Annotated in this window: 22 protein-coding genes and 1 other annotated feature; of the genes, 12 read left to right on the top strand and 10 right to left on the bottom strand. The window is 37.2% G+C overall.

Going from position 1 to position 19,516, the window contains the following annotated elements:
• Positions 1 to 89: 89 nt before the first annotated feature.
• From BMY57_RS04340 to BMY57_RS04325, 4 genes are all read left to right on the top strand, one after another.
• Entirely contained in the window at positions 90 to 635 is a 546-nt protein-coding gene (locus BMY57_RS04340; RefSeq protein ID WP_091772803.1) for a hypothetical protein, read from the top strand.
• A gap of 144 nt (positions 636 to 779) precedes the next feature.
• On the top strand, positions 780 to 1,565 hold the full coding sequence (locus BMY57_RS04335; RefSeq protein WP_091772802.1) for an ABC transporter ATP-binding protein: 786 nt from the start codon (positions 780 to 782) through the stop codon (positions 1,563 to 1,565).
• Positions 1,549 to 2,307 carry an ABC transporter permease gene (locus BMY57_RS04330; RefSeq protein WP_091772801.1) on the top strand — a complete coding sequence of 253 codons (759 nt, stop codon included), beginning with the start codon at positions 1,549 to 1,551 and terminating at the stop codon, positions 2,305 to 2,307. The genes BMY57_RS04335 and BMY57_RS04330 overlap by 17 nt, the downstream gene beginning before the upstream one ends.
• A gap of 18 nt (positions 2,308 to 2,325) precedes the next feature.
• A complete protein-coding gene (locus BMY57_RS04325) occupies positions 2,326 to 3,315 on the top strand; it encodes an ABC transporter substrate-binding protein (RefSeq protein WP_091772800.1) in 990 nt (329 codons plus the stop codon).
• A gap of 159 nt (positions 3,316 to 3,474) precedes the next feature.
• Here BMY57_RS04325 and BMY57_RS04320 read toward each other — a convergent pair whose 3' ends face one another.
• The 5 genes from BMY57_RS04320 to BMY57_RS04300 are packed head-to-tail and all read right to left on the bottom strand — an operon-like array spanning position 3,475 to position 7,631.
• Entirely contained in the window at positions 3,475 to 4,710 is a 1,236-nt protein-coding gene (locus BMY57_RS04320; RefSeq protein ID WP_091772799.1) for an ABC transporter permease, read from the bottom strand.
• Positions 4,703 to 5,635 carry an ABC transporter ATP-binding protein gene (locus BMY57_RS04315; RefSeq protein ID WP_091772798.1) on the bottom strand — a complete coding sequence of 311 codons (933 nt, stop codon included), beginning with the start codon at positions 5,633 to 5,635 and terminating at the stop codon, positions 4,703 to 4,705. The genes BMY57_RS04320 and BMY57_RS04315 overlap by 8 nt, the downstream gene beginning before the upstream one ends.
• Positions 5,636 to 5,651: 16 nt before the next feature.
• A complete protein-coding gene (locus BMY57_RS04310) occupies positions 5,652 to 6,503 on the bottom strand; it encodes an ABC transporter ATP-binding protein (RefSeq protein WP_091772797.1) in 852 nt (283 codons plus the stop codon).
• The gene (locus BMY57_RS04305; RefSeq protein ID WP_091772796.1) at positions 6,500 to 6,892 is read right to left on the bottom strand and encodes a GntR family transcriptional regulator; all 393 of its coding nucleotides are present in this window, start codon (positions 6,890 to 6,892) and stop codon (positions 6,500 to 6,502) included. The genes BMY57_RS04310 and BMY57_RS04305 overlap by 4 nt, the downstream gene beginning before the upstream one ends.
• Before the next feature lie 16 nt (positions 6,893 to 6,908).
• Positions 6,909 to 7,631: a hypothetical protein gene (locus BMY57_RS04300; protein WP_091772795.1), complete on the bottom strand. Its 723-nt coding sequence runs from the start codon at positions 7,629 to 7,631 to the stop codon at positions 6,909 to 6,911.
• A gap of 150 nt (positions 7,632 to 7,781) precedes the next feature.
• Here BMY57_RS04300 and BMY57_RS04295 point away from each other — a divergent pair, with 150 nt between their 5' ends.
• The 3 genes from BMY57_RS04295 to BMY57_RS04285 all read left to right on the top strand — a co-directional run bounded on the left by BMY57_RS04295 (position 7,782) and on the right by BMY57_RS04285 (position 10,113).
• On the top strand, positions 7,782 to 8,987 hold the full coding sequence (locus BMY57_RS04295; RefSeq protein WP_091772794.1) for a multidrug effflux MFS transporter: 1,206 nt from the start codon (positions 7,782 to 7,784) through the stop codon (positions 8,985 to 8,987).
• Between the two features lie 91 nt (positions 8,988 to 9,078).
• Entirely contained in the window at positions 9,079 to 9,516 is a 438-nt protein-coding gene (locus tag BMY57_RS04290) for an AhpC/TSA family protein (RefSeq protein ID WP_091772793.1), read from the top strand.
• Between the two features lie 51 nt (positions 9,517 to 9,567).
• Positions 9,568 to 10,113 (top strand): hypothetical protein, encoded by a 546-nt coding sequence (locus BMY57_RS04285; protein WP_256205237.1) that lies wholly within the window; start codon positions 9,568 to 9,570, stop codon positions 10,111 to 10,113.
• Positions 10,114 to 10,132: 19 nt separating this feature from the next.
• On the opposite strand, the gene BMY57_RS04280 is transcribed toward BMY57_RS04285, so the two are convergent.
• Both BMY57_RS04280 and BMY57_RS04275 read right to left on the bottom strand, forming a co-directional pair.
• Complete coding sequence (locus BMY57_RS04280; protein WP_091772792.1) at positions 10,133 to 10,324, bottom strand: helix-turn-helix transcriptional regulator; 192 nt, start codon at positions 10,322 to 10,324, stop codon at positions 10,133 to 10,135.
• Positions 10,325 to 10,328: 4 nt separating this feature from the next.
• Complete coding sequence (locus BMY57_RS04275) at positions 10,329 to 10,715, bottom strand: hypothetical protein (protein WP_091772791.1); 387 nt, start codon at positions 10,713 to 10,715, stop codon at positions 10,329 to 10,331.
• Positions 10,716 to 11,053: 338 nt separating this feature from the next.
• Here BMY57_RS04275 and exaC point away from each other — a divergent pair, with 338 nt between their 5' ends.
• The 3 genes from exaC (at position 11,054) to BMY57_RS04260 (ending at position 14,079) form a co-directional block, all read left to right on the top strand.
• Positions 11,054 to 12,574, top strand: coding sequence for an acetaldehyde dehydrogenase ExaC (gene exaC / locus BMY57_RS04270; protein ID WP_091772853.1), 1,521 nt, complete (start codon positions 11,054 to 11,056; stop codon positions 12,572 to 12,574).
• An 81-nt stretch (positions 12,575 to 12,655) separates the two neighbouring features.
• Positions 12,656 to 13,012: a DUF779 domain-containing protein gene (locus BMY57_RS04265; protein WP_091772790.1), complete on the top strand. Its 357-nt coding sequence runs from the start codon at positions 12,656 to 12,658 to the stop codon at positions 13,010 to 13,012.
• Positions 13,013 to 13,365: 353 nt separating this feature from the next.
• The gene (locus BMY57_RS04260; RefSeq protein WP_091772789.1) at positions 13,366 to 14,079 is read left to right on the top strand and encodes a DsbA family oxidoreductase; all 714 of its coding nucleotides are present in this window, start codon (positions 13,366 to 13,368) and stop codon (positions 14,077 to 14,079) included.
• A 32-nt stretch (positions 14,080 to 14,111) separates the two neighbouring features.
• Here the strand turns inward: BMY57_RS04260 and BMY57_RS04255 are convergent, their stop codons facing one another.
• Both BMY57_RS04255 and BMY57_RS04250 read right to left on the bottom strand, forming a co-directional pair.
• Entirely contained in the window at positions 14,112 to 14,771 is a 660-nt protein-coding gene (locus tag BMY57_RS04255) for a GDSL-type esterase/lipase family protein (RefSeq protein WP_091772788.1), read from the bottom strand.
• Positions 14,772 to 14,894: 123 nt separating this feature from the next.
• Positions 14,895 to 15,467 (bottom strand): hypothetical protein, encoded by a 573-nt coding sequence (locus tag BMY57_RS04250; RefSeq protein ID WP_091772787.1) that lies wholly within the window; start codon positions 15,465 to 15,467, stop codon positions 14,895 to 14,897.
• Positions 15,468 to 15,652: 185 nt separating this feature from the next.
• Positions 15,653 to 15,895, top strand: a binding site (T-box leader).
• 54 nt (positions 15,896 to 15,949) lie between these two features.
• On the opposite strand from BMY57_RS04250, the gene BMY57_RS04245 reads away from it, so the two are divergent.
• Both BMY57_RS04245 and BMY57_RS04240 read left to right on the top strand, forming a co-directional pair.
• The gene (locus BMY57_RS04245) at positions 15,950 to 16,681 is read left to right on the top strand and encodes an MFS transporter (RefSeq protein ID WP_256205246.1); all 732 of its coding nucleotides are present in this window, start codon (positions 15,950 to 15,952) and stop codon (positions 16,679 to 16,681) included.
• A 181-nt stretch (positions 16,682 to 16,862) separates the two neighbouring features.
• A complete protein-coding gene (locus BMY57_RS04240) occupies positions 16,863 to 17,366 on the top strand; it encodes a glycine/sarcosine/betaine reductase selenoprotein B family protein (protein ID WP_091772786.1) in 504 nt (167 codons plus the stop codon).
• Between the two features lie 204 nt (positions 17,367 to 17,570).
• Here the strand turns inward: BMY57_RS04240 and BMY57_RS04235 are convergent, their stop codons facing one another.
• Positions 17,571 to 19,448, bottom strand: a complete 1,878-nt coding sequence (locus tag BMY57_RS04235; protein WP_091772785.1) for an efflux RND transporter permease subunit — start codon at positions 19,446 to 19,448, stop codon at positions 17,571 to 17,573.
• Positions 19,449 to 19,516 lie beyond the last annotated feature (68 nt).

Raw genomic sequence — 19,516 nt, 5'->3', positions numbered from 1 at the left:
TACTACAAGATATAGGTATTCACCCAAAAAGGTGCATCGTTTGTAACAATTTTTTATTAAGTTCGTCAAAGACTATACGAGGTGATGAGATGAGGAATTTATTTATTTTATCAATGATGAGTTTACTAATAGGGTGTGGAACGACAGGAACCGGTGCCCCTTCTGATGATAAGCTTGATCAGGAAGAAGTTTCATCTACAGAAAGCGAAGTTCAAGAAGAAGACTTTATTTATCGTTTAGTGACTGAAAAAGAAGAGTATGATCAAGGATCTGATGTTCAAGTATATGCTGAGTTAGAATATGTAGGCGATGAAGACTCTGTTGAAATTACCCACGCCGCATCCCCATTCTACTTTCCGATTTATGAAGTGTCCAGAGAGTATGATATTGGTTATAGCATGAATGAACCTTTATTAACAACCGTTCTTAAAAAAGGTGAACCACTAAGGGAGGAGTATACAGGTTCTGGTGGTTTTTCTGGGGAAGATTCTGAGGAATTTAAAGAATTTATTCAACAAGTCATGGATGGGGATTTCCCTAAAGGCTTTTATGAAGTCCATGGTTATACCAATTTCAATTACAAGGAACAAAATTATCAGCTTGATACAAAAGTTCAATTTAAACTGAAAAATTAGTCTGGCTTAGCCAGGCTTTTTTATATGTGCTCAAATTTTTAGCTTTTCCTAATAGTTGACACACTTTCTGTCCCAACTGTATAATTTAATACTGTAACTAAAACCGAGTATTTTTATAGGGTTTATCAGAAATTAGGTGAAGTCATGTTAAATTTAAATAACGTTGGTAAAACATATACAGATCAGAATCAAGGTCGATTCGAAGTGTTTTCGGGTATTGATTTGACTATTGAGGAAAATCAGTTTGTCTCAATCTTAGGACCTTCAGGCTGTGGAAAATCAACACTACTTTCAATGGTTGCTGGTTTAGAAAGTGTTTCGGAAGGTGCGATCTCATTAGAAGGCAATGATATTAATCAACCAGGACCTGACAGAGGGATGGTGTTTCAGGAGCCATCGCTATTTCCATGGTTGAATGTGCAAGAGAACGTCCTCTACCCTATCAAAAAAAGGCTGCCTAAAAAAGAAGCAGAAGAGCGAGTCAATCACTTTTTAAAAATGGTTCATCTAAGTAAGTTCAAAAACCATTACACTTATGAACTTTCGGGAGGTATGCAGCAACGAGTGGCAATTGCCAGAGCACTTGCGATGGACCCTAAAGTGTTGTTAATGGATGAACCGTTTGGAGCTCTAGATGAACAAACACGTCACATTATGCACGATGAATTAACAAAGATCTGGCACGAAACGAAGAAAACGATCCTTTTTGTTACTCACAGTATCCAAGAAGCTATAAAGCTATCAGACCGTGTGGTTGTGATGGGGACTCGTCCTGGTAGAATAATAGCTGATTTTGACATTAATGTATCAAGACCTAGAAGGCGCGATGATGCTAAAGTGATCGAGCTTGAAAATCAAGTGATGGATCTGCTAAAAGATGAGATTAATAAAGTGTTAAAGGAAGAATTAGACCATGAAGCTAGCCATTAAACGGATTTTATTTTTAGTTGTTGTTATTGGAATTTGGCAGGCAATCTATTTATTAAACATTTTCCCTGCCGTTGTGTTGCCGGGACCATTTATAGTCTTCCAATCACTTTATAGTGGCTTTTTAGATGGTAGTTTACTAGTGGCTTTAGGGGCAAGTTTTAAGCACCTTCTCATCGGGATGTCCCTTGCTCTAATCATCGGAACCATCCTCGGTGTTTTACTCGGGAAATCTCGTCAAGCTGATGAAACAGCCGGGATGTATCTGATTGCACTCCAAAGTATCCCAAGTATCGTATGGGTGCCACTATCATTAATGTTGTTCGGTTTTACAGAGTTTGCTGTTATATTTGTCGTCGTATTAGGGGGTACGTTCGTGATGGCGCTTAATGTACGTTCAGCAATTCATAATGTCCCCCCACAGTTAGTTAGAGCAGCCAGAACCATGGGAACGAAGGGAACTGAGCTATTTTTCCGTGTCGAAATCCCGGCCAGTATCCCGTATTACATGACAGGTGTACGTTTGGCGTGGGCATTTAGCTGGCGAGCATTAATGGCTGGTGAGCTTTTAAGTAACGGGCCAGGCCTTGGTTACTCACTTCAATTCGCATCTGATTTTGCCAAAATGGAACAGGTGATTGGAATCATCATTATTATTGGTGTGATTGGGGCTGTTGTCGACCAGTTAGTTTTTTCTAAGTTAGAGAAAAATGTTCTAAAACGTTGGGGATTATTGAAATCATAGAAAGGGAGTTTTATTAAAATGAAAAAGATCATAACTTTAGCAATGGTATTATTGCTTGGTGCTTTCCTTGCGGCATGTGGAAGTACTAATGCCGATAAAGGCTCAGAAGAAGTGACAATTGGTTACTTTCCGAATATAAACCATGTAGCGGGAATGGTGGCGGAAGAAAAAGATTTATATACTGAAACACTACCAGATGGAACAGAGGTTAATTATCAGTACTTTCCAGATGGTTCAGCGTTTATGACAGCGCTTGAAACAGGTGATATCCAAGCAGGGATTGTAGGACCGGGACCAGCGATGAACCACTTTACGAGCGGGGCTGAGGTCAGTATCGTAGCAGCGGGTTCAACAGGTGGAACGGTTATTATGGCTCGTCCTGATGCAAATATTGACTCTCCTGAAGATTTAGCAGGAAAAACATTCATCTCTCCTCGTGTAGGTTGCACGCATGACGTTCAGTTTGAAGCATTAATGAAAGATGAATATGGTCTAACGTCTGACCGTGTGAATGGTGAAATGAAGCACGTAACTGGAAAACCAGCTACTTATTCAAACATGTTTGACACAGGGAATATTGATGTAGCAACAGTTCCTGAACCTTGGGCGTCGTTTATAGAAGAAGAGGGAACAGCTGAAGTTCTAGTAGATACACCAGATGTTGCATATGGAGAAACTTTACCAGCAGCCGTTTTTGTTACATCAAATGAATTAATTGAAAATGATCCTGAACTCGTTCAAAGCATTGTTGATGCACACAAAAAAGCAACAGAATTTATCCAAGACAATCCAGATGAGGCCAAGACCATTGCCATTAACAAAATTAAAGAGATCACTGACCAAGAGCTTTCAGCTTCAGTAATTGATCGCGCTTGGGACCGAATCACGTTCACGTATGATGTTAGCGAAGAAGTTTTACAAGAATTCGCGAATTCATCGCATGACTTAGGATTTCTCGATGAACAACCTGATTTAACAGGTTTAGTCGATAAAAGCTTCATCGAATAAATAAAAAAGGGCTTCCCGATCATGACCGGGAAGCCCTTTTTCTAGTATACTAAATTATTTACTAGAAAAAATTCAATTTTGTCTAGTAAAATTTTGAATTTGTCTAGATAGAAAGCCAATTTGTCTAGAAAACTTCTATAATTGTCTAGTAGCGATCATCTATGCTCTTAACCATTTCCAAATCTCTTGTGGTGTTGCATTTTTACCATAGATTAAGATTCCAACTTGGAAGATCTTACCCGCAAGCTTCATGAAGATCCAAATGCTCACGATTAAGATAGCAAGGCCAATTAAAATTTCAACCCATGGCCATTCATCTAATACCGCTAAACGCATTAGTAACACGGCTGGTGATGTAAACGGTATATATGTCGCGACTTGAGCGATGATTCCTGACGGGTTAGTAAAGATTGGACCAACTAAGAAGAATGGGATAAACGGTAGCATCATGACCATACCCTGGAAGTTGCCACTCGTTGAATAATCTTCAATAGTTGCTCCCAATCCTACAAATAAAGCAGCGAATAGTAAATAACCTAATATTGCAATGACTAGTAACATGAGCGTTTCTGGGACGAATAAGTATTCGAATAAAGGTACATCTTCCAATTTCCAAACGGCAAATGGTGCAACTAACGTAAGCCAAACAGTCACTTGTAAAATTCCTAGGCTAAAGTAACCTAAAATTTTACCTTGCATGAGTTCGACTGCTGTAACTGAAGATAAAATAATTTCAGCAACTTTATCTTTCTTTTCTTGAGAAGCACTTTGGAAAATCATCATACCAGAAATGACAATTGAAAATAGGAAAATTCCTGCAAATATACTCGGAAGCGCTTGTTCGAATGGGAAGCCACCAGTTTCCTCAGCTTCTGTTTCTGACGCTTCTCCTTCAAAAGCCAGTTGGTAATCTATCGGTGATTGGACTAACTGCATTTGATCGGAAGACAAACCAGCCACTTGAAGCTGTGCCTGTTTAATTGGTTGTTGTAAAATAGTTAATTCATTCTCAAAGTCATCATGGACATCATCGCCGACCATATAGGTGACCGTTCCAGATTCCAATGTCTCTTGGTTGATTAAAACGTAAGCAGCTTTTTCTTCTTCGTTTAACTGCTCCTGCATTTGCTCCGGTTCATCAGATGTTTCAACAACATCCCACGATACAAAGTCACGATCTTCCAACATTGGCTGGATAGCTTCAAACACTCCTACCTCGTCATTTAAATAAACAGTTGTTTCAGAGTCTTCATCGTCTCCAAAATTACTTAAAAAAGTTGGAGCCATTGCAAAAATAACGAACAATAGGGGTGTGATAAAAAGCGAAATAATAAATGATTTATTTCTAGCATTTCGTTTAAACTCCCAATTAGCAACCTTCATACTATTACGCATTTGACCCACCTACTTCCTCTGCCAGATTTTTATCCGTCGCAATATCAACGAAAATTTCGTGTAAGGACACGCGATCCACGGAAAGCTCCTGTACGTCTAGTGAATCTGGAAGTTGTTTCAGCCAGTTGGTAACTTGTACGTCTTGCGTTAAGTATATAATCGAAATATCATCACTTTGCTCAACGCGAGTGACAGCTGGTAACTTTTCAAGGACGGATAAGTCATTTTTTCCTCGAATGGTACATTTAAAGTTGGCGTATTCTGTTTTAACTTCGTCCATTGAACCATAAATCACTTTTTGTCCACGGTTAATCATAAAGAGTCGATCGCACATCTCTTCGACTAAGTTCATTTGGTGTGAGCTTAGTAAAATGGCCGTACCATTTTTAGCTAATTGTTTAATTTCGTTTTTGAAAATTTCTTGGCTAACAGGATCCAATCCAGAAAATGGTTCATCTAAGATTAACAGTTCCGGTTCATGAATAATGGAACCAATAAACTGAACTTTTTGCCCCATACCTTTTGAAAGTTCTTCTACAGAAGCATATTCCTTCCCTTTTAGGCCTAGCTTTTCAAGGTAATCAATTGCTCGTTTTTTTGCTTTATCTTTTGGATAATCTTTTAAACTCGCAAAATAAAGAAGGACATCCATCACTTTGACATTCTTATAAAGACCACGTTCTTCAGGTAAATACCCAATTTTATGACGAGGTATTTCTGATCCATTATGGTTATGAAACGTCACGTTTCCTTTATCAGGATACATAATACCCATAATATTACGAATGGTCGTTGATTTACCCGCGCCATTAGGCCCTAATATTGCCATGATCTCTCCTTGGTGCACATCAAAGGAAATTCCTTTTAATACCTTGGTTTTCTTAAACCATTTTTCAATATTACTAACACTTAATACTTTTTCCAACACGCTCTCCCCCTTGTTATATTGTTAACATTAATGAAATGGTATCTTCTAAACTAAGCTGCTCTTTGTTTAACCAATTCAATTGATGTTGACTTAAATACTGTTCTAATTGAACTTCATTCTCCGTAACAATCGATTTACTACCTTTACGCTTCACTTCACCTGGTAATGAATCACTCGGAAGTGGGTCGACCATCCAATATTGAGTATAGGATTGTGTCAGCGAATCCTTATCTGTATGAGCGAGTAGGTCTCCGTCTTTCATAATAGCCACCATATCAGCTAACTTACGAATATCTTCGACTTGATGCGTGGCTAAAATGAGTGTCCGATCGTCATGTTCCATCCATTCCGCTAACAAATCTAATAAAATACTTTTTGAAACAATATCAATATGTGAGGTTGGTTCATCAAGAATCAAAATTGGAGTATTTCTTGGGATAGTTAAAGAAAGTAACAGTTTTTGTTGCATTCCTGGTGATAGACTTTTAAAGTTTTTACGTAGGTTAACGTCTAATTCCTTAACCATACGGTTGAATAACTTGTCATCCCAGTTTGGATATAAGCTAGCGATCAGCTCTTTTAACTGATTGCCATTAAACGGGTCATAGCCTAATTTATTCTGAGGTAAATAAGCGATTTCTTTTTGCCAATCTTGCGTTTCCTCTACATAACTTCCTAATATACGAATATCACCAGAGGAAGGTTTCACTAGGTTCATGATTGTTTTTATAAGTGTACTCTTTCCAGCACCGTTATTTCCGACTAGAGCTGTGACAATCCCAGGTTCAATGTTAATATTTATTGGTCCTAAATGAAAATCATCTCTTATTTTTTCAAGTTGGGTAACCTCTATAGATGCCTTCATAACCTTCCCTCCTGATCATTTAATATTGCGTTAAATAATTTGTTAATTTCTGTTTTACTGTAGTTATGCTGATAAGCGGTCTCGATGGCTGTCTTTAATGCTCTAACCACGGTGTCTTCTTTAATTTCTCGTTTGAGTGAAGAATGAATATTTGCAACAAATGTTCCTTTACCTTGTAAGGTTTTAATAAATCCTTCATACTCTAAATTCTGATAAGCCCGGCGTGTCGTGATGACACTCACCTCCAAATCTTTTGATAAAGCTCGAATGGAAGGAAGAGGTGTCCCAGTTTCTAATTGACCGCTAGCTATCAGAGCTTTAATTTGGTGTTCGATTTGATGATAAATTGGTTCTCTTGATTGTTCTGATAGTTTGATTGGGAGTTCCAAGGCGCCATCTCCTTCCTTAAATATCAAAGTCTTCTTTTAACAGTTTGTTTTCGGCATATTTAATCCAGATCCAATTTGAAACGGGGATTAGGATGAGTGAAAAAATAGACAACGCTAATGGATGTAGGTTCGCGATTTCAACCGATAAATTAATAAGACCATTATCATAGAAAATATAAGTTGGAATGGTAATCAATAACAAGGCTCCTATAAAGAAAATCGTAATCCAGATTAGCCGGACGGTACTAACATTACGATCTCCAACATCACTAGCTGGGTAGATCGCACTGCAGCTAAATCCTATACTGCTCCAAAACAAAGCAAAAGCGATATAAGATTCAAATGTAAAAATTCCATTAAAATCAGGAATAAAATAAAGCAGAGTAAATATAATCACTGACATCGGAATTAAGTTAATATAGAAGATGGCAAAACGACTTCTAATTAAAACCTCATTTTTTATAGGTAATTGATGGAGCATAAAAAATACAGGTGAAGCATAGGTTTGCTCGCTAATTTTTTGGTATTGAAAATCTTTTGGTATCGACCATGCATACCCGAATGCAAGAAACGTAATTAAGAAAATATCAATGCCAATACCGCCATCTTCTAATTGTGATCCAATTAATGAGCTTATAAATAGTATTAAAACTAATAAAGTTAATAATTGAATAAAAATTCGTTTAATCCACATAATTTTCCACTCAAATAGAGCGAGTTTAAATGCTTCTGACCACATATGTTGACCTCCGATTAACTGTTATACTGTTAATATCAATATACACAGTATACACACTTTAAAACTTTATGTAAACAGCTTTCTTTTAATTTAAGGAAATATCATATAGGATAGTCGATATGATTAAATAATTAAGAGGTGTTTGAAAATATGTCATCAAGATCATCCCATTGGAAATTAATACTCATGCTTGGCGCTTTCACGGCACTAGTACCATTAACGATAGACTTATATTTACCCGCTTTCCCGGAATTAGCAGGAGATCTTGGTACTTCGGCGTCGTTAATTCAATTAAGTTTAACAACTAGTTTAATAGGAATTGCTTTTGGGCAGCTTGTCATTGGTGCATTAAGTGATATTTTTGGAAGGAAAAAACCCTTAATCATCGCGATTTCTGTGTATATAGTGGCTTCCATTATCTGTGCGGTAGCACCAAACATTTGGGTGTTAGTTGTTGCGCGCTTTATCCAAGGCTTTTCAGGGGCTGGTGGAATTGTTATTTCCCGGTCCATAATTCGAGACCTTTATTCAGGTTCCGAGTTAACCAAAATGTTCTCCTTACTCGTTTTAGTAATGGGGCTTGCCCCAATTCTAGCACCTATGATTGGTGGGCAAATTTTACTCTTTACAAGCTGGCGTGGTTTATTTGTTATTTTATCAGTAGCTGGATTAATCTTAACGGCAGTGGCTATTTTGAGATTAAAAGAGTCATTACCGCTGAATGAGAGATCAGATGGCGGACTAAAGGCAACCATCAGTGTTTTTGTGCGATTGACGAAACATCGTCGATATATGGGCTTTGCACTCGTACAAGGTTTTGCATCGGCGGCGATGTTTGCCTATATTTCGGGTTCATCTTTTATTTTACAAGACATCTTTGAAATTTCTCCTCAAGCTTATGCCATGATTTTTGGGTTAAATGCCCTTGGGTTTATTTCTATGAGCCAAGTCGTTGGACGCCTATCTGGAATCGTTCATGAAGAGAAACTACTCATCACTGGGTTTATCATTGCGTTAACTGGTGGTGTGACCTTAGTATCAGCAGCCGTTATGCATGGAGGCTTAATCTTTGTTATCGTAGGGCTCTTCTTCATCACCTCTAGTACAGGTATGATGAATCCGACTAGCCTATCGTTAGCCATGCAAACACAAAATCGTAATGCAGGTAGCGCATCAGCCTTACTCGGCTTGTTTCAGTTCGTATTTGGTGGGACAGTGGCTCCTATTGTGGGTGTGTTTGGAACAAGTACTATTTTACCGTTAGCTATCATAATTTTAGTAAGTCAAATCTTAATTGTGCTAAGTTATATATTATTAGTGAAAACGAAGGAGGAGGGAAATGAATCTACCATATAAGGTTGAAACTCAAAACGGTACGGCAAAATTAGACGACCTAATTAAAAATGAAAGAACCGTTTTAGTTTTTACAAGACATCTTGGTTGACCAATATGTAGACAATTTCTCGCGCAGTTGCGTGAGCAGTATGAAGACATCGAGAGTGAAGGCTACCAGGTTGTGGCGGTCGCTCCATCTAAAGCAACATTTATAACACAGTTTTTAGATGCTTTTGGGCCTTATCCGTTTAAGATTGTTGGTGACCCCAATCGTGAAGCGTTTAACGGGATCGGTGCGATCACTCCGTCTAAAACTATGCCGATGGCTAAAGTGATGGTTGGAGTGGTTTTCGGGAAATTTAAGGACCTTATACCGAAGGACAAACAACAAGCCTCATTTGTTAAAAAATCTATGACCACTCAAGATGTATTTATTCAAGGTGGAACGTTCATTTTTAATGAAAATGGTAAGTTGTTATGGAAACATTTAGACGAATCACCTGAAAAACATGCGACAATAGAACAAATATTAAAAGTGATAAAAAGCTGACGAAATGTCAGCTTTTTTATTGTTAATTTTTGTGAATTTAGTATGATGGAGATGGCTAATAAAAAAGAGATTGGAGATGAAGGGATGAGGAACATTCGACGGTCAGAAAAGCTGTTAGTTTTGGGGCTTAGTATCATTTTAATATTTATGATTATACAAGATTGGGTTCCATTAGGTTCTTTGAATGATGTTCAAGCAATACATCAAGCAAAATCGTCTTCTGAGTTAATAACGACCACATTAATTGGAGTTGTACAGTTTCTCCTTCTATTAGGCCTAGTTTTAATTTTTATCGGCAAAAGATATCCAATTTGGGCAAGACTTTGGTTAGTGATTCATCAATTATCTATATTTATTGGCGTATTGTTTTCTTGGTACCTACCCTATTTCTTGGGCTATAAAGCAGAAGAAAAAGTAGAGGAATACCGAGAGATGTTCGGCGATACCCATTCATTTTTACCTGAGATGAATGGAATTGTGCCAAATACTTTTCATGTGGTATTCCATCTAACGTTATTATTTTCTATCGTGCTTTCAATCTATATATCGCTCACAAACAATAAAGAGAGTTCAAAGATTTATAAAAAAGCTAGTTAGATTTTATCGTTTTTTTCATTTAATCAGGGAAAAATATATCCTCTATCGAACAATTAAACGTTCTAGCAATATCAAATGCGAGTTGTAACGAGGGGTTGTATCTCCCTTTTTCTATTGAAATGATAGTTTGTCGGGAAACGTCTAAAATCTCAGCTAGATCATCTTGTGTATACCCGAATTCTTTTCGTTTGTCTTTTATGTTATTCTCCAAACTTTCACATCCGTTTCGAAGTGACGATAAATGATGTCCATATCATGATCATGATAAAAGATGTTAAATATTGAATTAACTTCATGGTTTCTAATTGGGCGTCAAAAAAACCTATGAAGATGATGATAAACAATAAAAATCCCATTATACCAAAAAAGCTATAAAATAAACCTCGTTCTTTAATCCGTTTTGTTCGTTCGTCATTCATTTTAAATTGTGGATACAAGTAATAAATACTCCACCCCATATAAGCCAAGCTAATCGTTATCATATCAATTCCTGCAGGGAAGTCACCAGCGTAAATAGTTGTAATTGAAATAAACACAGCATTGATCGTCATTAAAATGGCTAAAATCAGATAAACCGTCCTTGAGTTGTTTGATTTAAACAAAACAATCCCCTCCCAAATGTAAAGGTTACTTAACGTAAAGTTTACTTTACAATAAATGAGGTGTCAACTCTGTTTTACTGGACAATTACGTATTAGAATCCATGAATATTATGCGGAATCGAAATCAAACATTTATAAAACATAAATGATTCGTAAAGGACAAACTGGCTCTAATGTTAATTAAATATTTTGAATTTTTAGTTTAATGTTGTTAAAATATAATCAAGAGTAAAACTCTGTTGACTACATAATGGACACCATGAAAGCGTATACATTCGCAGAGTTCACTCCAAATTAAAATTATCAATAGGGAGGAATTATGAATGACGTATGCTTTAATGTCGTATGCTTTTCCGAACACAGATGGTGCTGTTGTGAATTTTAAAGACCGTTATGAAAACTATATCGGTGGTAAGTGGACCAAACCAGTAAATGGACAGTATTTTGAAAATGTAACTCCTGTAACAGGGAAACCTTTTTGTGAAATCCCACGTTCAACCAAAGAAGATGTGGAGTTAGCAATAGATGCTGCTCATGCTGCAAAAGATGAATGGGCGACAACATCTGTTGCTGAACGTGCAAATATGTTAAACAAAATTGCTGACCGTATTGAAGAGAATTTAGAAATGCTTGCGGTAGCTGAAACTTGGGAAAACGGAAAGGCCGTCCGTGAAACATTAAACGCTGATTTACCTTTAGCGGTGGATCACTTCCGTTATTTTGCAGGTGCTATTCGCGCACAAGAAGGTTCCATTGGTGAAATTAACAATGACACAGTAGCGTATCATTTCCATGAGCCAATTGGTGTGGTTGGTCAAATTATTCCTTGGAACTTCCCGTTATTAATGGCTACCTGGAAATTAGCACCAGCCCTAGCGACAGGAAACTGTGTCGTCCTAAAACCAGCTGAACAGACTCCTTCCTCAATTTTAGTTTTAATGGAATTAATTGAAGATCTAATCCCAGCTGGGGTTGTCAATATCGTAAATGGCTTTGGTCTTGAGACAGGTAAGCCACTTGCACAACACCCTCGTATTGATAAAGTTGCCTTCACTGGTGAAACGACAACAGGTCGTTTAATCATGCAGTATGCGTCACAAAACTTAATTCCAGTTACCCTTGAATTAGGTGGTAAATCACCAAATATTTTCTTTAAAGATGTCATGGACCAGGATGATGATTTCGTCGATAAAGCGATTGAAGGTCTCGTTATGTTTGCTCTAAACCAAGGAGAAGTTTGTACGTGTCCGTCACGAGCCCTCATTCATGAAGATATTTATGATGAGTTTATGGAACGGGCGTTAGAGCGTGTGAAAGCTATTAACACAGGTAATCCACTTGATCCAAATACGATGATGGGTGCTCAAGCCTCAAGTGAACAGTTAGAGAAAATCTTATCTTACTTAGACATTGGTAAGCAAGAGGGTGCTGAATGCTTGATTGGTGGTGAGCAAAACATTAAGGATGGTGAGTTCGCAGACGGTTATTATGTTCAGCCGACTGTTTTTAAAGGGCATAATAAAATGCGTATTTTCCAAGAAGAAATTTTTGGCCCAGTATTATCAGTTACGACATTCAAAGATGACGAAGAAGCACTCGAGATTGCGAATGATACGTTATATGGCTTGGGTGCGGGTGTTTGGACGCGTGATATTAATAAAGCTTATCGCTTTGGTCGCGGTATCAAAGCAGGTCGTGTCTGGACTAACTGCTATCATGATTATCCAGCACACGCGGCATTTGGTGGATACAAGATGTCTGGAGTAGGTCGTGAGAATCATAAGATGATGTTAAGTCATTATCAACAAACGAAAAACCTATTAGTGAGCTATAGCCCACAGAAATTAGGTTTCTACTAAGGTTAAATGAATAAAATGAAAGTAAGGGAGCCTGTTGATTAAGGCTCCTTTTTACAAAATTTAAGAAAGGTGAGATCTTTCATGGTTAAACGTGTCACAGCGACAGATGCCGCCTTGGGGTTAATCGAGCTACTAAAGGAAAAACATGGTCCGATCATGTTTCATCAATCAGGTGGGTGCTGTGATGGTAGCTCACCGATGTGCTATCCAGAAGGAGATTTAATGATTGGCGACCAGGATGTTTACTTGGGTGAAATTGGAGGAGTTCCATTTTATATCCATCGAAACCAATTTGAATACTGGAAACACACACAATTGATTATTGATGTAGTGGATGGAAGAGGTGGCATGTTTTCACTAGAAGGAGTTGAGGGCAAGCGTTTCTTAACTCGATCACGAGCTTTTACTAAAGAAGAAAATAAAGAATTACAATCATAAAAGGCCTTGCGCGCCTATGCGCAAGGCCTTTTTCGTATGAATTATAAAATAAGGCTTGTATAATGAGGCAATAGTTTTGCAATCCCTTAAAAACATACGTACAATATAATGAACAACGTACAAAAAGGGGTGATTTGCGGTGGAAGTTTTATTTTATGTAACGTCTCTTTTAGCTCTTACTATAGCCGCATTCCTGCTTTATAAAGGCCTGAATAAGCTATTTGTTCAAGGAAAAAACAATTAAATATAGAGGAAAACGAAGCGAGACATATTAATACGAAATAATGTAATCATTTGAATTTCTTATAAAAATATAGAATAATGGCTTTGAAACGAAATGTGGAGGTCGTAATATGAAGATCGAAATTTGGTCTGACGTTGTATGTCCTTTTTGTTATATAGGGAAAAGACGTTTAGAAGAAGCCATGACTCAATTTGGGCATAAAGAAGAGATTCAAATCCATTTTAGAAGCTATCAATTAACTCCAGATGCAGAAAAAAATATAAATCAAGATATACATGAAGTTTTAGCAAATAAGTATGGTATGCCATATGAAGAAGGTAAACGTATGAATGATCAAATGGCACAACAAGCTAAAACAGTTGGGTTGGAATTTAACTTTGATCAAGTGATTCCAACTAATACGGAAGATGCCCATCGCCTTAGTCATTTTGCCGATCAACAGGGTAAGATGTATGATATGATGGAACGTTTAATGCGAGCTTATTTCACAGAAGGTAAAGACGTTGGGAACCATCAAGTACTTTCGGATTTAGCGGAAGAAGTTGGTTTAAACCGTGATAACGTGATGGAAATGCTGGAATCATCCAAGTTCAAGCGCAATGTGAGTGCCGACCAACAAGACGCTAATCAAATTGGAGTGCAGGGGGTACCGTTTTTCGTATTTAACGAGAAGTATGCTGTATCAGGTGCACAACCAACGGATGTATTTCTCGATGTCTTAAACAAAGTTTATGAAGAAGAAAAAAACCAACCTAAAATCCAAGTCTTAAATGATAAACAATCTAAAACAGAATACTGTGATGATGGGTCATGTGGAACATAAACAAACTCCTCGGTTGTACCGGGGAGTTTTATTTATGCTTTATGAGACCATATAGCTTGTTTTAACGGTTCAAAACCACTTGCAGCTGTAGCCTCAGCGATCACTTCATATCCGTATTTATTAGGATGCAGCCTCCCGAAATTAAATAAATGCTCCCCTGCATAGATAAAGTAAGAATAAATATCGACAAACTGAGTCTGTTCATCTTTAAAAGATAGCAAAATATCATTAAATCGCTGTACCCAAAAATCACTATAAGATAAATGAGGAAATGGGTTGTATAATCCGATTAATCGAATGATATATGGAGTCGGGTGAAGTGATTTGAGATAATGGATTTCTGATAAGATGGACATCATATTGAGATAAAACTGAAAGGTGACTTCATCAAAAACGCTCGGGTTAAACGAATGCAAAAATGTCTCGTTAGCTTGTAATAAGTCATTTCCGCCGATTGTAATGGTGATGATATTAGCTGTCATTAACCGCGATTGGACTTTTTCATCTTGAATGCGGTATAACAAGTTATCACTCGTCAGTTTATTTTTAGCGAATACTTCAGTTCGGACTGGTAGCTGAAGTGTTTCAACTGCTCGTTGGGCATAGCGATTCACAAAGCCTTTAGAAAAATAATTACCAATTCCTACAGTTAGCGAATCACCAAGGGCTTTATATACGATAAAGTCGTTCATCCTTTTCCCTCCTCTAGGGCAATGGTAGGGGTGAGTTATCTAAGGTTTTGACCTACCATAAAAAGCTGCCTCTTATCATTAAATGACAGAAGCAGCGAGGAGGAATGGGTACTTACCATATCTTTAATAAAAGAATGGAAAGAAAATTCTCCTTAAATTAAAAAATGGGAAACGGAAACGCCTGAATCGACGGAAACGTCTTGGATAACCGTATCCATATTGTGGTCCAAATCCTGGTCCAAAACCGTACCCATAGCCTGGTCCGGGGCCATATCCATCTACACGATCTTGATCACCATAAGGCACCAGTAAAGTCACACCATCATCGTCATACTCATCAATGATCCCTTCGAACATTTGACCATCGATTGTTTCAGTCTGAACAAGGTATAGATGATGTTTGTGACAAGTATCAAATAAAGATTTCTTGTGATGATCTGCATTTCCCATATTTGCTTGCCCAGCGATGTTTTCATTAGGATGATTAGGGCCCATATGATGCATCATGTTCGGTCCCATATTATGTTCCATGTGACCACCCATGTTAGGCCCCATATTGTGTCCCATGTGATGAGGGTTCATGCCGTGATTCGCATTAGGCTGTTTATAATAGGAATGCTTATTAGAATCTTTTTGATACTTCATATTGTCATATTTGTCCTTTTTGTGTTCTCTGTCACCTTTAAATTGATCCATAATCTAACCTCCTTAGCCTTCATAGTTAAAATATTCAAAGCGTTGGGCAAATGTGCTTGGTGAATTTAAAAAGAAATCTATCCTTTTCCAAAAAAACGGGTTCAAATTTTGAATTATTTTGAAATGTAGTAACCTCATATTGAATAAGTTATGTACGGGTGTTAGAATATATAAAATTATTAAACTAAAATGCGATGAAGAGAAGAGTAAATGGAATCGATTCATAACAGAGAGCTCCAGATGCTGAGAAGGAGTATGAAAGTTTCATTGAAACAAGTCTCGGAGGATCACGTTGGATTTGATAAATGATAGCGTGACAGTTGCTCCTGTTATAGAGCTAGAGTATAAGCTTTTCGCTGTACTTGAAGAGGTTAATATGGCGACATATTAATGAAGTGGGGTGGCATCACGTAATACTCGTCCTCAAGGCAATAGGTCTTGAGGGCGAGTTTTTTTATTTTAAGGAAGGGGAGAAGTCATTGGTGATAAAAAATAAGTTAAAATCATGGAAATATCCTTCAATTTTATTACTGGGTATTGGGGTATCAAATATAGGTGAATGGATCTATTTTATTGCTTTAAATTTAATTGTATTGGATATGACGGGTTCACCGCTTGCTGTATCAGGTTTATACATCATTAAGCCATTGGCAACTCTATTAACTAACTTTTGGGCAGGAAGTGTTATTGATCGTTTGAATAAACGAAATTTGATGATTTTCCTTGATATATTTAGAGCTTCATTTATAGTTCTTTTGCCTTTTATGGACTCGATTTCTCTTATCTATTTAGTGGTCTTCATTTTAAATATGGCCAGTTCAATGTTTGAGCCAACTTCCATGACTTATATTACTAAACTTATACCAAAAGAAGAGAGAAAAAGATTTAATTCGCTTTATAGTTTAGTAACCTCAGGTGCCTTTTTAACTGGTCCAGCATTTGCAGGCTTACTGTTTGTTATTGGAACTCCAATCTTTGCTATTTACACAAACGCCATTACCTTATTTCTTTCTGGTTTACTTACGTTTCTAATGCCAGATTTAGAGGGACATACAAGCTCTCTAGCTACACAGAATAATGTATCAATAAAACTATTAAAAAAAGATTGGGATGTCGTCATGAATTTTAGCCGTCAACAAACCTATATCTTCATCATTTATTTTCTGTTTAGTAGTGTAATGGTCGTGATGGCAAGTGCAATTGTGTTAATATAAGTGTGTATGAAAGAGTAGCATTTTAAAAACGGAATGTAAAAACAACGCGGATGGTTCTGAAAACGTTCAGTATTTACGTATTTACGACGTAAATCATTCCAAAGGTGAGTGATAGCGCATAACTACTTCGAATATTAATAAATGGAGTAAAGAAATCTATGAAGGAAAGAGGTGATATTATATGAAAATTAGATACTTTTTACAATCTAAAGCTGTCTTATTTTGGTCTACTTTTTTCCCCGAATCCTATAAAAAATTTTCAATTAAAGGCACAATTGAAAAGAATGATTTACCAGCATCAAACACGTCGAAACCATTAAATTCGGCTAATGTAGCTTTGCTAACAAGTAGTGGTGTTCATCTAAATTCTGATCGACCATTTGATGTGGAGTCAGATGGAGATTATACGTTTCGAATAATTCCTGCACATTCCTCGGATCAGGAGCTGACAGCCACTCATTTATACTACGATACGAAAACAGCCAAAAAAGATATTTCAATTGTTTTCCCCCTTCAAACACTTAAAGAAATACAAAAAGATGGCATGATTGGTAGCGTCTCTAATCTAAACATTGGAGTTAATGGTGGTACTCTTAAACCAGAACCTCATGAGGACACAGCTACTCAAGTGGCACAGAAACTAAAAGAAGGTAAAGTTGATATATTATTGCTAACTCCTGGTTGAGGAGCTTGCCATACGGTATTGGGGCTGTATGCTCGCAAAGCAGAAGAAATGGGAATCACAACTGTGATGGTTACGTTAATTCCTGAGATTGGTGAAAGGTTAAAGATACCACGAACCTTATATGTTCCTTTTCGATTGGGGAGACCATGTGGAGAGCCGTTTGATTTAGAAACACGGAGAAAAGTGGTAGAAAAGATGTTGATTTTAGCCTTGAGTCCTTCGGGTACTCATGGAACATATTAATAGAACAAGACTATAGATATTGTTGAACCGTTTAGTTTTTGTATAAAACTGTACGGTTCTTTTTATTAAAAAAGCGCCGCGAACTTCAACATCTTCAACTTCCATTAAACGATCATTTAATTCCTGAACAATGGTTTCCTTTTCAGATGGTGAGATGCCTTGTTCTGGCGTCACAATCATTTCTGTATAGCGATTAAAAACATCTGGCATAATCGTCATTGGAATTTTACTGACTAAGAAACTTGAACCAATTAACATAAAAATGAACAGAGCCACAATAGCTAGGCTATGCATTTTTTTGCGAACAACCCAGTTTACAAGACGCCCGTAGAAACCTATAATCTTACCTTCATCTTTATTTTGCTTTTGATCTTTAATTTTTAAAAAACGATCTGCTAGTGATGGAATAATCGTAAATGCAACGATTACCGAACTAATTAAGGTAGCAGCGACAACTAGTGATAATACGATCATGAAGCTTCCGATATCGCCACCAACTAATCCCATTGGCAAGAATACCACAATAGTGGTTAACATTGAGGCCATAACAGCAGTTGCAACTTCTTTAACCCCTTTTAAAACGGCTTCCATCCCATGAATGCCTTTTTCTTTTTGACGGTAAATGGACTCTAAAATGACGATAGAAGAATCAACCATCATCCCAATTCCAAGCCCTAAACCAATAAGGGATAAAATGTTAAAGCTATAATCTAACAACCACATAGCTGTAAATGTTAGGAGAATAGATGCTGGAATTGTGACACCGATAATAATAGTGGCACGCACATTTCTTAAAAATATAAGGAGAACAACTAGCGCGAGGAGTCCACCAATTAATATGTTTTGACTAACTCCACTTAAAGCGTCCTCAGCATAATCGGCTTGAGAAACAACTTCAGTAGCGATGACATCTTGAAATAATCCTTCATCTTCCATTGCTTGAATTTCTTGACGTACGGCGTCAGCCATCTCGATCTGAGTAAAGTCTTTATTTCGACTGATTTGAACTAGCATAAAATCTTGTGACCCATTCTTCCACGCCATGGATTGCTGAGTACTATCTTGGATAGAGACATCAGCGACATCGTCCAACTCAATAAAACCAGATTCAGTTGGGACAGAAATAGATTCGATGTCCTCGAGTGATTGGATATTAGAAGGCCAACGCAAAATAGATGTCTGGTCTGCTTCGTTAAACTCACCTAATGTAGAATCCGTATTAGCTTGCTCAATGACAGATAGTAACGAGTGAGCATCTAAATTATAATCAGCCAGGGCATCCTGGTCAAAAGCGATTAAAACCTCTTCTTGAAAACCGCCTTCAAAAGACACATCATTGATTTCCGGCAAACTTTCTAGGCGAGGTTCAAAAGTATTTAAGGCGAATTGCGTCACTTCTTTTAAATCATCACCTGAAAGATCCATGAAAAATTCATAGCCTTGATCGGTACTTAATTGCCCAGACATAAAACTACTAATCTCATTAATTTCAGATGCCTTTGAATAGACGGAGGATTCAATGTCTTGATAAACATCGGATCCACGCCCTTCTTCTATTAAAATTTGAAATTGACTCATACCGTAGTAAGTGGTTGATTCAATCGTTTCAACCCCATCAATTCCTTCTAATTCTTGTTCAAGAGGGACCGTAATAGATCGCTCTACTTCAGTCGCAGGCAAATCATCTGCATAGGCATAGACATAGGCTGCGTCCAATTCGACATTAGGCAGTAGTTCTTGATCTAGTTTCAAGATGGCATAACCGCCAACTAAAAAAACTAATACAGTGACTAATCCAACTAAGATTTTTCGATTCAATAGAAATTCAATCAACTTCATTAGCTATCCTCCATAAATATTGACGTTTTGTTAATCCATATCAATTGTATGTTAAAAAACAATTGTTA

It is taken from the genome of Piscibacillus halophilus (assembly GCF_900110685.1).
GTDB lineage: Bacteria > Bacillota > Bacilli > Bacillales > Alkalibacillaceae > Piscibacillus > Piscibacillus halophilus.
The sequence above is the reverse complement of the archived record's forward strand: the minus strand, read 5'-3'. Positions and strand labels throughout refer to the sequence as shown.